Here is a 15,226-nt window from a genome sequence, read left to right as displayed (position 1 = left end):
CCGGAAAATCAAGCCCCTCCAAACCAGAGTCATTCACCCGCCTGCACGCGTAACGCACGCGCGTAAGGCAGGATGCCCGTCATCGGATGGCAATTGATATATTCGAAGACGTTGCCCAACTGCGGCACGAACAGCTCATGCCAGGTCACCACTTCGCGCTTTTCCTTGTGCAGGCGATTCATGGCAATGGCGTGCCGATAGATATCAAGGTGCGTCTCGTGCGATGCCGCCCAAGTCTCGAGCTGCGCCATTGACATGAAACCGGCATACACCGAAGTCTCGGAGCGCGGACTGCCGTCCTCATTTACATTAGTCATGATACGCAGCGACAGGCACCCGGTTTCACTACGGGTGGACATCAGGTGCTGCATGCCGCGCATCAGCTTGGGCTGCAGGCGCTCAAGGTAATCCTCGAGCTGCTCCTGCCCCGCCCCCTCCCAATACTGCCCCGAGCGCAGCAGGGTGGCGTTGTGCGGCAGCTCCGCAATCCAATGACCGCGCGCCGAGGCACGCGTGGCCGCCGGAGGCAGGACACCATGCACGGGACTGTCCAGCACATCCACCGCCGATAGCGGCAGCCGATCACGGGCCGCACCAAAGAAACCATTGGTGGTAATAGACACGATCTCGGCGCCAACCGTGCGCGCAAAACCCACCCTGTAGTTGGGTGCCGAATAAATGGTTTCGTGACGATCGTAAGGCACCACTACCGGCTCCAGCCAATAGCCCGGCGCCCCATTCGCAGCCGCATGCGCCTCGAACCAGGAACGGAACCCGGACGTTGCCAGCCACCGCGCATAGAGGGTGGGATCAGTCCAATAAGCAACCACGATGGCATTATCAAGACCAGCCTCATCGATGCACTGCATCACCTCGTCAGCCTGAGGCCCATCGGCCTGCGCCAGAAAGCCCCTGATCTGCGCAAAGAACGCCAGCTTGTCCGCTCGCGACAATACGCCCTGCTGCATGCCGAAATACACACTGACCAATGTCAGGTGCGGCGTTGGCCAGCGCAATGAGAAACGGGGCGCCGCAGGCTGATGCCCCTCAGGCCGGCGCTCGGGCACCGATCGCGGATACGACACTTCAAACATGAACTCTCCTCTCTTATCAAAGACCGATCACCGATCGCATGCAACACACCCCGGCCGACCCGCCAAATACCCAAAACAATGCACCGCACAATAAAATTGCACCATCATGTGTCGAAATGGCTCGACGAAAATGAAAACACCCCGTCAGCACCATGAAAATCGCACCATAAACGCTCAAGCCTGCATTTCCTGCACCGCCGCAAATACAGCGAAACACTGGAATTATCAGACAAAATAAAAACCAGAAAAAATAAATCAGTCCATAACAACAGACATAAATATATCAAAAAATATTCTTAAATATCAATAATTTAAACCAATATATATAATTTATTGATTTATATTGTCGATCTTTATTGACAATATAAATGGCCGAATTTATGATGCGCTCATTACGCAGACGAACAGACCGAAAATAAGCACCCCAACCGATCTGCCGCAATACAAAAACAAAAGATTACCGCCCCGGAGTTGCAGCAAGACAAGCATAATTGTCGATTATTTTCGACGTTAAGTTTGACGACCAGCACGCGTCGTTCCGCAGGCCGCCGGGCCACTGACATTTCTTCTTCAGGAGAGTAGCCATGCCAGTACCAACACCGAACCAGGAGCAGATCGTCCAGATCGCCAGCGAGTTCGGCATCACACTGTCCGAATCGCAACTGCAAGCCTACCGGCAGCAATTTGAATCCGTCGCGCATACCTACGAGGTACTGGACCAGTTGCAGGTCGAGCTGCCGCCGGTCAAATATGCGCGCAGCGCATGGACCTTTCCGAGCGCCGAAGAAAATCCCTTCAATGCCTGGTACGTCAAGACCGATATCAAGGGCGCTGCCGGCGGCAAACTCAAGGGCAAGCGCTTCGCCGTCAAGGACAACATCGCCGTGGCCGACGTACCGATGATGAACGGCTCCGCGGTACTGGAAGGTTATGTCCCTGAAGTCGACGCCACCGTCATCACGCGCCTGCTCGATGCCGGCGCCACCGTTGCCGGCAAGGCGCACTGTGAATACTACTGCCTGTCGGGCGGCTCTCATACCGGCGCCAAGGGCGCGGTACACAACCCGCTCAAGCATGGATACTCGGCCGGCGGATCGTCGTCCGGCTCGGCCGCACTGGTAGCGGCTGGTGAAGTTGATTTTGCGCTGGGCGCCGACCAGGGCGGTTCGATTCGCACTCCCTCTTCCTTCTGCGGCCTGGTCGGACTCAAGCCAACCTGGGGCCTGGTACCCTACACCGGCATCATGCCCATCGAGTCGAGCGTGGATCACGTCGGACCGATGACCCGTACCGTCGCCGACAATGCGCTGGTGCTGGAAGTCATCGCCGGCCCGGACGGTCTCGATCCCCGCCAGAGCGCCCTGGCACAGGCCAAGTCCTATACCGAAGCGCTCGGTCGCGGCGCCCGCGGCATGCGCGTGGCAGTCATCACCGAAGGCTTCGGCTGGGACAACTCCGAACCGGAGGTCGACAACAAGGTGCGTGAAGCAGCGACGACTTTGCGTCGCCTCGGCGCCACCGTGGATGAAGTCTCGATCCCGATGCACAGAGTAGGCACCCATATCTGGGCCGCACTGATCACCGAAGGCTCGACCCAGCAGATGATGAAAGGCAACGGCTTCGGTTTCAACTGGAAGGGGCTATACCTGCCGTCGATGATGCAGGCGCATGCCCGATGGCGCGAGCGCGCCGATGATCTTTCCGAGACGCTCAAGTTCTCGATGGTGGCGGGCGAATTCATGACCCGCGCCGGTGGCGGCACCTACTACGCCAAGGCCCAGAATCTGGTGCGCCCATTGCGTGCAGCCTACGACCAGGTGCTGGCTGATTACGATGTGCTGCTGATGCCGACGCTGCCGATGAAGGCAACGCCGCTTCCGCCTGAAGATGCGCCATTGCCGCTGGTATTCCAGCGCGCCTGGGAAATGATGGCCAACACGTCGCCGTTTGACATCACCGGGCATCCTGCCCTGCAAGTGCCCTGCGCATCGGTCGATGGCCTGCCGATCGGCATGATGTTGATCGGCGCGCATTTCGAAGAGAGTCGTTTGTACCAACTGGCCGCGGCATTCGAACGGGAAGCCGACTGGCGCCGGGCCTGATCGCAGCACCGCAGTGAGATCAACAATAAATCGTCGCAGTCCCACCACTCATCTTTCAGGAGATCCAACGTGAGCTTCACCCGCAGAAACGCGCTGAAAACCCTGGCCGGCGCTGCCGCCCTTGCCGCCGCCCCGCTGACCTCGCTGGCCAAATCAGATGACATCGTCATCGGCAGCCTGCACGACCTCTCCGGCGGACTCGACATCCTGGGAAAACCCATGCAGGACGCCATGCTGCTGGCCGTGCAGGAAATCAACGACGCCGGCGGCCTGTTGGGCAAGAAGGTCAGTATCGCGACCATGGACCCACAGTCGAACATGCAACTGTATGCCCAGTATGCCCAGCAGATGGCCTTGAAAGACAAGGTCACGGCGCTGTTCGGCGGGATCACCTCGGCTTCGCGCGAAGTGATCCGTCCGGTGATGAAGCGCTTCAATACCCTGTACTTCTACAACACCCAGTACGAGGGTGGCGTGTGCGACCGCAATACCTTCTGTACCGGACAAACCCCGGCACAGAACGTCGACAAGCTGATCCCTTACGTCACCAAACGCTGGGGCAAGAAGATCTATGTGGTCGCGGCCGACTACAACTATGGCCAGATCACCAATGACTGGATCAAGAAATATGCCGCGCAGTCGGGCGCAACCGTGGTCGCCAGCGACTTCTTCCCGCTCGACGTCAACCAGTTCGGCCCCACCATCCAGAAAATCCAGGCGGCCCAGCCGGACATGGTGATCTCGGTGCTGGTGGGCGGCGCGCACATGGCCTTCTATCGCCAGTGGGCCGCCGCCGGCATGAACAAGAAGATCCCGATGGCGTCGACTACCTTCAACAACGGCAACGAGCATATTGTCCTGTCGCCGGCCGAGGCCGACGGCATCGTCACCGCTTTCAGCTACTTCGAGTCGATCGACACGCCGACCAACAAGGCTTTCGTGGAGCGTTGGCACAAGAAGTTCGGCGCCAACTATCCCTATATCGGCGAACTGGCAGCCGCCACCTATCAGGGCGTGCACCTGTGGGCGCTGGGAGTGAAGAAAGCCGGCTCGGTGGATCGCCTCAAGACCATCCAGGCACTCGAAACCGGGATCTCGTTCGATGGTCCCAGCGGCAAGGTCACCATCGACCCGGCCACCCATCATTGCACGCTCGACATCCAGATCGCCGAATGCCAGAACAAGAAATGGAAGATCCTGGAAAGCTTCAAGCAACAGAAACCAGTCGATACTGCCGCGGTATGCGACCTGATCAAACACCCTAACGAAAACAAGCAATTCGTGATCAAGGTTTAAGCGCAGATCATCGCCCCAGAGGAGGAGTTCGTGGATTACATAGCCGTTGTAAGTCTTGAGGTGTTGAATGCGATTGCCGCGCTGCTACTGGCCAGTGTCGGCCTGGCGATCGTGTTCGGCATGATGAAGGTCATCAATCTCGCGCATGGCGAGTTCATCATGATGGGCGGGTACGCCGCCATTACCGCGTCCGGTCTTGGCATCAATATCTGGATCGCCACGCTGGTGGTGGCGCCCTTGGTGGTGGGCCTGATCGGGTTCGTGGTCGAGCGCATCGTCATGCGCCACCTGTATGGCCGCATGGTCGATACCATGCTGGCCACCTGGGGGCTCTCGCTATTGTTCATCGGCCTGGTGACCTCCATCTACGGCAATACCACGATAGGCTTGTCTTCTCCTCTGGGTTCGATGACCGTCGGCGCCTACCAGGTCAGTCTGTACACATTGTTCATCCTGGCCGTGGCGGCGGCTGTCATGATTGGCCTGTTCCTGCTGCTGACCCGCACCAGCTTCGGACTGGTCGCACGCGGGGTCATGCAGAATCCCGGCATGGCTGCCGCACTCGGGGTCAACCCGGCCCATGTGTATTCAGCCACATTCTCGCTGGGCGCGGCGCTGGCCGGCCTGGCCGGCGGCGTGCTGGCGCCGATCACCGGCGTGGTTCCCACCATCGGCGTGGCCTATGTGGCAAAGTCGTTCATCACCGTGATCGGCGGCGGCGCCTCCATCATTACCGGCACCCTGGCGGCATCGGGCCTGTTCGGCGCGGTCAACCAGCTCACTACCTTCGCCACCACGCCTGTCATCGGCGAGGTCGGCCTGCTGCTGGTAGCCATCGTTCTGGTCAGGTTGCTTCCGCAGGGCATTACCGGCCGCTTCTTCCGAGGACGTATCTGACATGAATAACCGTATTCCCATCATTGCCTGCCTGCTGCTGGGCGTAGCAGCCATCGCTGCCCTGCCCTTGCTGCTGGAAACATTCACCCTCATGGAACTGTCGGTCTACGTGATCATGTCGATCCTGGCACTGTCGCTCGGTTTCGTGTGGGGCTATGGCGGCATCCTGTGCTTTGGCCAGGCTGCATTCTTCGGGCTTGGCGCCTATGCCTATGCCATCGCAGCGATCAATTTCGGCGAGTCGACCGGCGCCTTCCTGGTCGCCATCGCAGTGCCGACGCTGTTCGCCCTGGCGCTGGGTTACTTCATCTTCTTCGGCCGCATCAGCGACGTCTACCTGGGCGTGATCACGTTGACCGCGACCCTGATCCTGTTCAACCTGGTCAACTCGACCTCGGGCGAACAGTACAAGATCGGCCAGGCGGCTATCGGCGGCTTCAACGGCATTCCATCCATTCCGACCCTGAACATCCCGTTCCAGCCTGACCAGGTACTGTCGCCGGAAGTCTTCTTCATGGTATGCGTGGCGTTCCTGATGGCCTCCTACATCGGCTTGCGCCTGCTGTTGGCCAGCCACTTTGGCCGGGTCGTGGTGGCGCTGCGCGAGAACGAACTCCGCGTCGACCTGCTGGGCTACGACTCGCGCAAATACAAGCTGGCCGCATTTGCCATCAGCGGCGCGCTGGCGGGTGTAGCCGGCTGCCTGTTCGCCAACTGGGGCGCCTTCACCAGCCCGACCGTGTTCAGCCTGACGCAATCGGCGCTGGTCATCATCTGGGTGCTGGTGGGTGGCGTCGGTACCTTGCTGGGGCCCATCATCGGTTGCTTCTTCGTGCAGTGGCTGACCAGCTATATCGGCGGCCTGGGGTTCATCAACCCCAACCTGATGCTGGGAGCGGTACTGATCGGATTCGTGCTGCTGCTGCCCAAGGGCATCGTGTCACTGTTCGGCGACCTGGGTAAATTGTTCATCGGCGGCCGCCGCGCCGCGCCAGCCGAGGTCCGCCCGGCCAGCCAAGGAGGCAAGCCATGAGCGCATTGGTCCAGGCCCAGGGACTGGGCGTCAGTTTCGGCGGCGTACATGCCGTCAACAGCGTCGACTTCACCTTGCAGCCAGGCGAACTGCGCTGCCTGATCGGCCCCAACGGCGCCGGCAAGAGCAGTTTCTTTCGCCTGCTGTGCGGCCAGTACAAACCCACGCGCGGCAGCGTCTCCATCAAGGGGCAATCTATCGCGGGCATGCAGTCCTACCAGATCGCCCGGCTCGGACTGGGCATCAAGACCCAGGTGCCAAGCGTGTTCGATGGACTGTCGGTGGAAGAAAACATCTGGCTCTCGGCACGCCGCGTGCACAGCGCCCGCGAGGCCCGCACGGCCGTCAACGAAACCATGGACATGGTGCGCCTGTCATCGATCGCCGGCAAGCAGGTCGGCACCCTCTCGCACGGCCAGCGGCAATGGGTGGAGCTGGGAGTGGTCAGCGCCGCCCGTCCTGACCTGATCCTGCTGGATGAACCAGCCGCCGGCATGAGCGACGAAGAAGTGGTGCGTACGGCCGAGCTGATCAAGGCTGCCAACCAGCGCAGCGCACTGATCGTGGTGGAGCATGACATGGAGTTCATCCGCATGATTGCCAAGACAGTTACCGTCTTTAACCGCGGCAGCGTGCTGATGGAAGACTCGCTGGACAACGTCCTGGCGGATCAGCGGGTCAGGGATGTTTACCTGGGCAAAGAACTGGAAATGAGGGGATAAGCGATGTTGCAGATCAAGGACGTGCAATCCGGCTACGGCGACATCCGCGTACTGCGGGGAATCAACCTGCAACTGCGCCAGGGCGAATTCGTAGGCCTGTGGGGACATAACGGCATGGGCAAGTCGACTCTCATGCGTACCATCCTGGGCTACCTGCAGGCAAAGTCGGGCAGTATCAGTTTTGAGGGCAAGGACATCACCGGCCTGCCCATCCATCGCCGTGCGCGCCTGGGCATCGGCCTGGTGCCGCAGGGCCGCGCGATCTTTCCGCACCTGTCGGTGATGGACAACCTGCGCATGGGGGCCGTTGCTACCGGTGGCGAACGTGAACAGATCGTCATGTCGGTGTTGAAGCACTTCCCGCGGCTCAACAATTACCTGGACCGCGCCGGAGGCTTGCTGTCGGGCGGCGAGCAGCAATTGCTGGCGCTGGCGCGGTGCCTCTGCGCACGTCCCAAGCTGATGCTGCTGGATGAACCGACCGAAGGTATCCAGCCGTCAATCATCTCCGAGATGGTCGACACGCTGCACCAGATTCGCAAGGAAACCGGACTCACCCTGCTGCTGGTCGAACAGAACCAGGCCTTCATCGGCAGCCTGGCCGATCGGGTCATGACGATGCAAAAAGGCGTGCTGACCAATGAAAGCAGCACCAGTGACTTCCTGAAGAACACGCACGCGTTTTCATAAGTCGATCTGCGCGCAAACCCGCGCGGCATCGTCCGACACCATCCACGTCACCATTTGAGCGGACGCCTCGCGCGTCCGCAAGGGAGGGTATTGCCTGAACATTAACCAGACGCCGCCTTTTCAGTAATCCGCGCACGCCATCCTGGCGCAGCGTCCATCCGACAAGCAGCCATCAAAACGGGACAGACCCCCGGGGGACTTTTTTTGCTCAAAAAAAGCCCCTGACAAGAAGAAGGCTGTTGCAGCACGGCGAAAGCCGCCAGAGAACGGTCGCTTTGTGCATTCCGGTGCACGGCGATCTTTGAGGTCCATCATTGATTCACAACAGGGAGAGGGTAATGAAACAGCAGTTCAAGCATCTTGCAGCACTCGCAGTACTGGCCGCGACCGCCGGCGCAGTCCACGCACAAAGCTCGGTTACCATTTCCGGCTTGCTCAACGTCGGTATCGCACGCGGCAACAACGGACAGACCCAGCTTGACGGCACCAGCGCCAATGGCAAGTTCGCCATGAATGACTTGTTGTCCAACTTCGCGTTGTCCGGCAAGGAAGATCTGGGCGATGGCATGTGGGCAGGTTTCCAGCTGGTGTCGTTCTTCCAGGTCGACAATGGCGCACTGTTCCAGAACGACAGCTTCTTCAGCTCGCGTTCGGTATTGCGCCTGGGCGGCCGCTTCGGTGAAGTCTATATGGGCCGCTCGCTGACTCCGGCCAATTTCCAGATCCTGTTCTACGATCCATGGGGATGGAACGCCAGTTCGGCCCAGGTCGGGTGGCAGATACAGACCGCGAACTACAAGAGCACCTCTTATCTGCGGACTAACAATACGGTGGGTTACGTCTCGCCCGAACTGCATGGCTTCACGCTTTCGCTGGCGCACTCCACCGGCGAGAACGTGGTCTCCAACGACGATGGCGCAGCGCTCGACTACAAGAACGGCGCGCTGTCGCTGGGTATCGGCTATGACCAGAGCCACGGCATGAACAATAGCCCCACCAAGGACCACATGGCCGACGTGGTGGCCGCCTACGACTTCGGTTTCATCAAGCCGATGGCGACCTACACCACATCCAAGGTCAACAATGTCAGCTATCGCGCCTACTCGCTGGCCGCCACCGCACCGGTCGGCGTCCAGGGCACCCTCAAGGCTGCCTATGGCCGGCTCAACGACTGTGCCTGCGTAGCCGGGGAGCGCGCGGCACTGTCGAAGGTCTCGTTGGGTTACCAGCATGACCTGTCCAAGCGCACTGCATTGTTTGCCAACCTGAGTCGCGCCAAGGCGCGCACGCTATCGGCTACCAATACGGTGGAACTGGGCATCCAGCACGGCTTCTGAAAAAAGCAGGGGATCGGCGAGCGCAACTCGCCGATCCCCTGCGCCAGCGCCTTACTTTTTTCGGGTTGGGGTCATCTCCGAGATGGCCCACAATCCCTCGAACATGGCCCGGTTCAACGCAGACAGCTCCTGGCTTTCAATCACCAATCCATAATTTTCACGTTTCGAGGACAGGTACGTCACCTTGTCATCATGGATGTACATGGTCATGCCCAGGTCGATCGACGGCGGCGCGTAACGCAGTTCGCGCATATCTTCTGGCGAACTCGGCCAGACCGTCTCGACGTCGCGCGACTGCGAGCGCAAGACCCGCAATACGATGCCACGGCGTACCCGTTCATCGATGATCGCGGCCATGGCGTCACGCCCTGGGACTTCGTTCAGTTCGTGCATCGACAGGATGCCCAGCAACGGCCCGGAATGGCATTCGAGGGTGCCTTGCAGCGCCTTGACGATCCCTTCCCTGCCCTCGTAGAAATGAATACGAGGCTTGAGCTCGGATGCATTGAACATCGACTTCAGCTGCGGCACCACATCGTCGAGCAAAGCGCGACTGCGCTGCCATTGGGCGATCAACACCTCCGGATCCTCGGCGACCACATGCATGACCCCGTTATCCTTGGCCAGTTGCGAGACCAGCCCCCGGCTCTCCAGCTTGGCCAGCAAGGCATAACCGTTAGTGCGTGAGACGCCGGCCCGCTCCGCGATCACCGTTACCGGAGCCGAGCCGCATTGCAGTACTGCCAGGTAGAAACGCATCTCTTTCTGGTCCAGGCCCAATTCTTCCAACTGCGATTCGATCTTGGACATGACATTGGTGACAACAAAAATGTAAGGACTCGTATTATGCCAACTAACTCGCCACCCCATAAGTACCAATGACGCATCCTGGCAATCCGGGTGTACGGCTGTGCGAACCGACGGAATCGCCCGCTGGCGACGCGGGCGGCCATAATGTTATTCGTTTTGCGTCAAATTAAAATGGCTTGGCGAATTTGATGAGTATAAGCAAGCGATTTAGTCTACTATATCCGTTCCCGAAATTCGGGCGGCGTACGTAGCTTGCAATCGCCTTTCAAGCCCAACGCACCATCACCGGCGCAGCGGCAAAGTGGCCATAACAACGACCGATTGTCAGCAAATGAACATCGCATGTTATATCCGCAATTCCAACATATATGACCAGGTCAAGAATGCCTTGGTCAGGGTCGGCTATCTGCCGACCCAATTCGATTCCGAAACCACCCTGCTGCGCACCCTCAAACGCAAGACCTTCGAGTTCGTCATCATCGACCTGTCCAGCGCCGAAAGCGAAGACAGCATCTTTTCGTGGCTGAGCTTGCGCAGCGGCGACCCGATTCCGACCCTGATCCTGTCTTCGGGCCGGTCTGCCGACATGGTCGCGCAGGCACTCGACAATGGCGCCGACGACTTCTTGCAGCGTCCCTTCGAAGCGGTCGAGCTGGTTGCTCGCATCAATGCGGTAATGCGCCGCTGTGCCCCCAAGAATAATCGTCGCGTCATCGAGTACGCAGGTTTTCAGCTACAACGCGATGCTGCCAAACTCAGTTACCTGGGATCCCCCATTTCGCTTACCCCGCGCGAATTCAGCATGGCCTGGCTGTTCTTTTCTTCGCCTGGCGTCTATATCTCACGCGAAACGCTGGGTTCGGTCATCTGGAGTACCGATAGCGAAATAGCCGGCCGCACCATCGAACAACACGTCTACAAGCTGCGCAAGAAGTTACAGATCGACAACCGCAATATCGTCGTCATCCGCACCGCCTACAGCCAGGGTTACCGCCTGGATCCGGTCGATACCGGGCAGGACCAGACGATTCCATCCCCCTCCTATCGCGAAGCGTAAGCAATTCGTCATTTATTTCCGACAAATAAAATTCCAAAAAAATGGCACAAATAAGCCAATCAAAGCTTGTTACGAATTACATTGCAACAAAATGTTTTTAATTGTCGAAATTTATTGACACAAAAAACAGGCTCCATCTATAGTGACTGTGAAGGCAGGCGCAAGCTGCGGGATTTTTTTACCGGCACCACCGATGCGCTGATCTGTCCGCCTTCCTTGTTAGGGCTTTGCCTCGCATAACCAATCATGGCCACTGCCCGCCGGTTGCCATCGCGGCTCGCATGCCGCAGTCCTGTTTCGCGCATTGGACAAGCACTCCATGGCGCCGGATCGGGCTGCAATGGCAAGCAGGCTCCCGCGCACCCAGCAGATGCAATTCTTTGCCAACCGATGGAAATCACGATGACTGCACGTGTCAATTCTCCCTGCATCGATATCGAAATGAAAAACCACGGCCTGTCGCGGGTCGGCTGGATCTGGATCAATCGTCCCATCGATGGCAACGCCATTGATCGCAGTATGGTGCAGGAGATCATCCGTGCTGTCGCATCGCTCAATAAGAATCCGGAAGTGCGCGTGATCGTGTTGGCCGCGCGCGGCGAAAGCTTCTCATGCGGCATCGAATCGGGATGGCTGCACGCGCAGGCCAGCGCGTCGATGAACGATGCGCTGGATGATGCCCGCAAGCTGGCGCAGCTGTTGCAGGTCCTGGCCGAATGCGAAAAACCGACCATCGCCCGCGTACAGGGCAACGCCGTCGGCATCGGCGCAGGGATGATTGCGGCCTGCGATATATGTATCGCTGCCGACCATGTGCGCTTCACGATGGTCGACGACAATCTAGGCATGGCGCCTGCTGTCATCACGCCGCACCTGGTGCGCGCCATTGGTGCCCGCCAGTGCCAGCGCTATTTTCAAACCAACGAGCAACTTACCGCGGCGCGGGCGGCCGAACTCGGCCTGGTCCATGAAGTCGTTGCGCCTGAAGCGCTCGATAAACATATTACGGCCCTGATCGCTTCACTGCTGCTGGGCGATGCCCAGGCACAGCAAGCATCCAGCAAGCTCATTCGCGCCATTGCGGTGGCGCCCGGCGCGGCCGACATGACCGCCGACGCGGTGCGCGTGGGCGCCCGCCTGCGCGCCGGCCCGTCACTGCGCGCCCGCGCGCTGCCGGCTGAACGACCGCTGCTGTCCGTGCATCGCATCGTACTCGACGGCTGGATGCAGGAAGCGGACTGAGACACCCTGCTGGCGTCATCGACCGGCACTGCCCCAAACAGCCCCAAACAGCCCCAACGAACCCAAACGGAAAACGGAAAATGGCGTGAAGATCTTATCTTCACGCCATTTTCACTGTTTAACCGGTTCAGGGCGCCGGACTGCTACCAGCCTGCCTCTCCGTGCGGCTAATGCTACCGACGCGGGGTGGTGTGGCGCAGGGTCTTTGCCGGAGTCTCTTCGGCGAACGCCTTGGCCCTAGCGTAGACCGCTTGATGGATGTGCAGCGGATAATCCACGAAACGGGCGAACAGCTTTTCCTGGCTGGCCGGATTGAATTTCGGCAGAGAGCCCTTCTTGCCATCGTATTCAACCCCGGCGGCAACGAAAGCACGCATGCGCTCGTCGTCCGCCACACCGAACTTGTCGGGGTCGTTAGCCATGTGCTTGGCCACTACGGCGGCGGCGTCGACACCCAGCTTGCTGGTGGCAAACAGGTGGGCCAGCCCGGCGAAGGTATCGCCCTTCTTCAATGCTGCCGGATCCTCCTTCACCGCTTTTTCCACCGACTTGACGAACGCGGTCTTTTTCTGCCCCGACTCGAACGCGTCGGCAAACTTGCTGACTTCGGCGCGGAATGCATCGGCGTCGATTTCAGCCTCCTCGTCATACATGCCTTCGACCACATTGAACGCTCCGGTCAAGCCGGCAGCGAACAGATGTTCCTGGGCCATCCGGCGCAGTGTCAGGCCTGGACTCACATCGTAGGCCGAATCACGGTTGTTGACGTCGTACGACACCAGCCCGACCTTGTTGCGGCCCAGCATTGCACCCGCACCGTTGTAGCCAAAGTCCTGGATCGGCAGGCGGCCTTCCTGGCTGTTGACCGAATCCGGGCGCAACATCAGGCGGTTGCCGGTCAATTCAGGCAGGTCAGCCACGTCCTTATGGACAGACTTGACCTGGCCTGCCAGCGATGTCAATGCAGGTTCAGCCTTGCGATCAAAGGTAGGCGACACGACGAACGCATCGAACTTGGCCGGCGCATCCATTTCACGGCCCTTGAATTCAAGCTGGTTGTCGCCGGGCTTGGCCTTGAAGTCGTTATAGCTGCCTGGTTCGTACTTGACGATACCTGCCTGCTGCAGCATTACCGCGAAGTAATGCACACGGAACGGCGAAGCGGTGATGTCGTTGGTCAATGTGGTCAGCACATTCATCTCTTCCCGGTTGCCTCGGCCTGTGGCCACCTCGGCCGTGGTGACACCTGCAGGCTGGGCACGCTCCATCAGGTAGCCGGCACGCCCCTTGAAGGTCAGCGGCGCCAGTTCATTCATGCGGGCGATGGTGGCCTCGGGATTCTCGGTCGCGCCGTAACCCAGGATCATCGGCAGGTAAGCCTGACGACGGGCGCCTTCCAGCGTCCAGGTGGCTTCCTTCAATGCCTGTTCGCGGGCCGGGCCGGTCAGCGTGGTGGCTTGTGCCAACTTTTCCATGTGCTTCAGGGTCGAATCGCCCTGCTCCTTGAGCAAGGCCTCGGTGGTCAGGCCGTTCTGGTGCACCTGCTCCGGTGTCAAGCCCAGTGTGGCCGCCACCGACGCGATGGCCAGGTCGGCAAAGGTCTTATATACTTCCTGACCATCTTCGTGCAGGAACATCGAGTGCAGCTCTTCGGCGGTGCCCAGCGGTTTTTTCTCCTGGGTCCATTCGGCGCTGTTGGTATGGCGTGGCGAGATCCACTTGCCGGGGGTGAAGCTGACCACGGTCAGCGCGCCCTGGTATTTCTCCTTGGCGGCCTCGGTCAGCTTGTAGCCGAACGGCGCCGTTTCGTCGACTTCCATCAGCTTCATCGAGCCATGCAGTGCGATCAGTTGATCGTACAGCGACAAGCCGGTACCGCCGACCAGCAGCTTGGCGCCCTGCTTGAGTTCACCGTTGGCATCGAGCAGGCCCTTGGCATCAAGGAAGCTGGCCAGACGCTCCTGGTTCATCGGTTCGGCGAAGGTATGCTTCTGCACTTCAGGATCCGAAATCGGATTCTTGACCGTGGTGCCGGTATTGAGAACCACACCACGGGCGGCCAGCGCAACCAGCGGCGAGCTCTTGCCGTTGGCACGTACCAGGACCCTCGGGTTTTCCGGATCCGAGACGTCGATCTTGTCTACCGAGGTTTCGGTGATCACGTTGATCTTCAGGAACGGAAAGGTCTGGTGTGCCAGTTCGCACAGTGCCGTGAAATATTCCTGCTCTTCCTGGCCCTGGTCTGTGCGTGTCAGCGAGGCGCGGCCGGTGGTGGGATTTTCGTCAGTGCCTTCCGGATCCTGGAAAGCGGTCTGCAGTGCAGCGTGGGCGATCGGGTTCTTCTCGGCGTACTTGGCGCCGAGGGTGTCGCGATTCTTCTTGAGCAATTCGCTGATGCGTTCCTTGTGGAACTGGGCCTTTTCCGGCGATGTATTGACGGTACCCACGCCCTGGTCTGGGCCCCAGCCGTTACCGCGCGCGACCCAGTCCTTGCCCTTGCGTTCGATCAGCGTGGTTTCCATGCGGTAGCCAGGCTTCTGGCCCAGTTTATCGAAGTCTTCCTTGTGTTCCAGCATGAACAGCAGGTCTTCGGTGACCTGGGCCGTGCCGCGTGGACCGGCGCCGACGATGATGCGGTGGTTGACCCGTGAACTGGGCTGATGGGCGACAAATTCGTCCAGCGTGACGTACAGCTTCCTGGGACCTTCGGAGGCAGCGGAACTGGAAGCGGCGGCCGAAGAAGAGTTGCTGTCGTAGGACTGCAGCGATTGCAGCGACGCGGCGCTATGCAGGGTCGGGTTGGTATTGAAATGAGCCATGATGTTGAATTCTTTCGTATGCGTTGATAAAGGCGCAGTGTGGCGCCGATGGTCGCATCAGGCATGGGTGCCGACGATGCGAAAAATTGTTCGGGGACAGGGCCGCGAAACCGGATTTGCGATTTTC

The 15,226-nt window shown here is 59.5% G+C and carries 12 protein-coding genes; 9 read left to right on the top strand and 3 right to left on the bottom strand.

Annotated elements, in window-relative coordinates:
• Positions 1 to 29: 29 nt before the first annotated feature.
• Complete coding sequence (locus FB597_RS11055; RefSeq protein WP_141912068.1) at positions 30 to 1,094, bottom strand: phenylacetaldoxime dehydratase family protein; 1,065 nt, start codon at positions 1,092 to 1,094, stop codon at positions 30 to 32.
• A 584-nt stretch (positions 1,095 to 1,678) separates the two neighbouring features.
• On the opposite strand from FB597_RS11055, the gene FB597_RS11050 reads away from it, so the two are divergent.
• The 7 genes from FB597_RS11050 to FB597_RS11020 all read left to right on the top strand — a co-directional run bounded on the left by FB597_RS11050 (position 1,679) and on the right by FB597_RS11020 (position 9,171).
• Positions 1,679 to 3,196, top strand: a complete 1,518-nt coding sequence (locus FB597_RS11050) for an amidase (RefSeq protein WP_141912065.1) — start codon at positions 1,679 to 1,681, stop codon at positions 3,194 to 3,196.
• Positions 3,197 to 3,265: 69 nt separating this feature from the next.
• Positions 3,266 to 4,492 carry a transporter substrate-binding protein gene (locus FB597_RS11045; protein ID WP_141912062.1) on the top strand — a complete coding sequence of 409 codons (1,227 nt, stop codon included), beginning with the start codon at positions 3,266 to 3,268 and terminating at the stop codon, positions 4,490 to 4,492.
• A gap of 30 nt (positions 4,493 to 4,522) precedes the next feature.
• Positions 4,523 to 5,389: a branched-chain amino acid ABC transporter permease gene (locus FB597_RS11040; protein ID WP_050468539.1), complete on the top strand. Its 867-nt coding sequence runs from the start codon at positions 4,523 to 4,525 to the stop codon at positions 5,387 to 5,389.
• Position 5,390: 1 nt separating this feature from the next.
• Positions 5,391 to 6,422 carry a branched-chain amino acid ABC transporter permease gene (locus FB597_RS11035; RefSeq protein ID WP_144769555.1) on the top strand — a complete coding sequence of 344 codons (1,032 nt, stop codon included), beginning with the start codon at positions 5,391 to 5,393 and terminating at the stop codon, positions 6,420 to 6,422.
• On the top strand, positions 6,419 to 7,144 hold the full coding sequence (locus tag FB597_RS11030; protein ID WP_141912053.1) for an ATP-binding cassette domain-containing protein: 726 nt from the start codon (positions 6,419 to 6,421) through the stop codon (positions 7,142 to 7,144). Before FB597_RS11035 ends, FB597_RS11030 begins: the two co-directional genes overlap by 4 nt.
• 3 nt (positions 7,145 to 7,147) lie before the next feature.
• On the top strand, positions 7,148 to 7,834 hold the full coding sequence (locus tag FB597_RS11025; protein ID WP_144769554.1) for an ABC transporter ATP-binding protein: 687 nt from the start codon (positions 7,148 to 7,150) through the stop codon (positions 7,832 to 7,834).
• Positions 7,835 to 8,172: 338 nt separating this feature from the next.
• Positions 8,173 to 9,171 carry a porin gene (locus tag FB597_RS11020; RefSeq protein WP_141912047.1) on the top strand — a complete coding sequence of 333 codons (999 nt, stop codon included), beginning with the start codon at positions 8,173 to 8,175 and terminating at the stop codon, positions 9,169 to 9,171.
• A 51-nt stretch (positions 9,172 to 9,222) separates the two neighbouring features.
• Here FB597_RS11020 and FB597_RS11015 read toward each other — a convergent pair whose 3' ends face one another.
• The gene (locus tag FB597_RS11015; protein WP_183405767.1) at positions 9,223 to 9,981 is read right to left on the bottom strand and encodes a TrmB family transcriptional regulator; all 759 of its coding nucleotides are present in this window, start codon (positions 9,979 to 9,981) and stop codon (positions 9,223 to 9,225) included.
• A gap of 331 nt (positions 9,982 to 10,312) precedes the next feature.
• Between FB597_RS11015 and FB597_RS11010 the strand changes: the two genes are divergently transcribed.
• Together FB597_RS11010 and FB597_RS11005 are read left to right on the top strand one after the other, a co-directional pair.
• Entirely contained in the window at positions 10,313 to 11,038 is a 726-nt protein-coding gene (locus tag FB597_RS11010) for a response regulator transcription factor (RefSeq protein WP_141912042.1), read from the top strand.
• 246 nt (positions 11,039 to 11,284) lie between these two features.
• The gene (locus FB597_RS11005; RefSeq protein ID WP_141912039.1) at positions 11,285 to 12,280 is read left to right on the top strand and encodes an enoyl-CoA hydratase-related protein; all 996 of its coding nucleotides are present in this window, start codon (positions 11,285 to 11,287) and stop codon (positions 12,278 to 12,280) included.
• A gap of 173 nt (positions 12,281 to 12,453) precedes the next feature.
• Here the strand turns inward: FB597_RS11005 and FB597_RS11000 are convergent, their stop codons facing one another.
• Positions 12,454 to 15,099: a hypothetical protein gene (locus tag FB597_RS11000; protein WP_144769553.1), complete on the bottom strand. Its 2,646-nt coding sequence runs from the start codon at positions 15,097 to 15,099 to the stop codon at positions 12,454 to 12,456.
• Positions 15,100 to 15,226: the final 127 nt, after the last annotated feature.

This window comes from Herbaspirillum sp. SJZ099, from assembly GCF_007828355.1.
In the GTDB taxonomy this organism is placed as follows: Bacteria; Pseudomonadota; Gammaproteobacteria; order Burkholderiales; family Burkholderiaceae_D; genus Herbaspirillum.
This window is presented reverse-complemented; position numbering and strand designations above follow the sequence as displayed.

What these genes read in the sequence shown, in the direction of transcription:
- FB597_RS11000 (WP_144769553.1), bottom strand. Translation starts at nt 15,099, where the DNA reads ATGGCTCATTTCAATACCAACCCGACCCTGCATAGCGCCGCGTCGCTG.
- FB597_RS11030 (WP_141912053.1), top strand. Translation starts at nt 6,419, where the DNA reads ATGAGCGCATTGGTCCAGGCCCAGGGACTGGGCGTCAGTTTCGGCGGC.
- FB597_RS11010 (WP_141912042.1), top strand. Translation starts at nt 10,313, where the DNA reads ATGAACATCGCATGTTATATCCGCAATTCCAACATATATGACCAGGTC.
- FB597_RS11035 (WP_144769555.1), top strand. Translation starts at nt 5,391, where the DNA reads ATGAATAACCGTATTCCCATCATTGCCTGCCTGCTGCTGGGCGTAGCA.
- FB597_RS11050 (WP_141912065.1), top strand. Translation starts at nt 1,679, where the DNA reads ATGCCAGTACCAACACCGAACCAGGAGCAGATCGTCCAGATCGCCAGC.
- FB597_RS11015 (WP_183405767.1), bottom strand. Translation starts at nt 9,981, where the DNA reads ATGTCCAAGATCGAATCGCAGTTGGAAGAATTGGGCCTGGACCAGAAA.
- FB597_RS11005 (WP_141912039.1), top strand. Translation starts at nt 11,285, where the DNA reads ATGGCCACTGCCCGCCGGTTGCCATCGCGGCTCGCATGCCGCAGTCCT.
- FB597_RS11020 (WP_141912047.1), top strand. Translation starts at nt 8,173, where the DNA reads ATGAAACAGCAGTTCAAGCATCTTGCAGCACTCGCAGTACTGGCCGCG.
- FB597_RS11025 (WP_144769554.1), top strand. Translation starts at nt 7,148, where the DNA reads ATGTTGCAGATCAAGGACGTGCAATCCGGCTACGGCGACATCCGCGTA.
- FB597_RS11055 (WP_141912068.1), bottom strand. Translation starts at nt 1,094, where the DNA reads ATGTTTGAAGTGTCGTATCCGCGATCGGTGCCCGAGCGCCGGCCTGAG.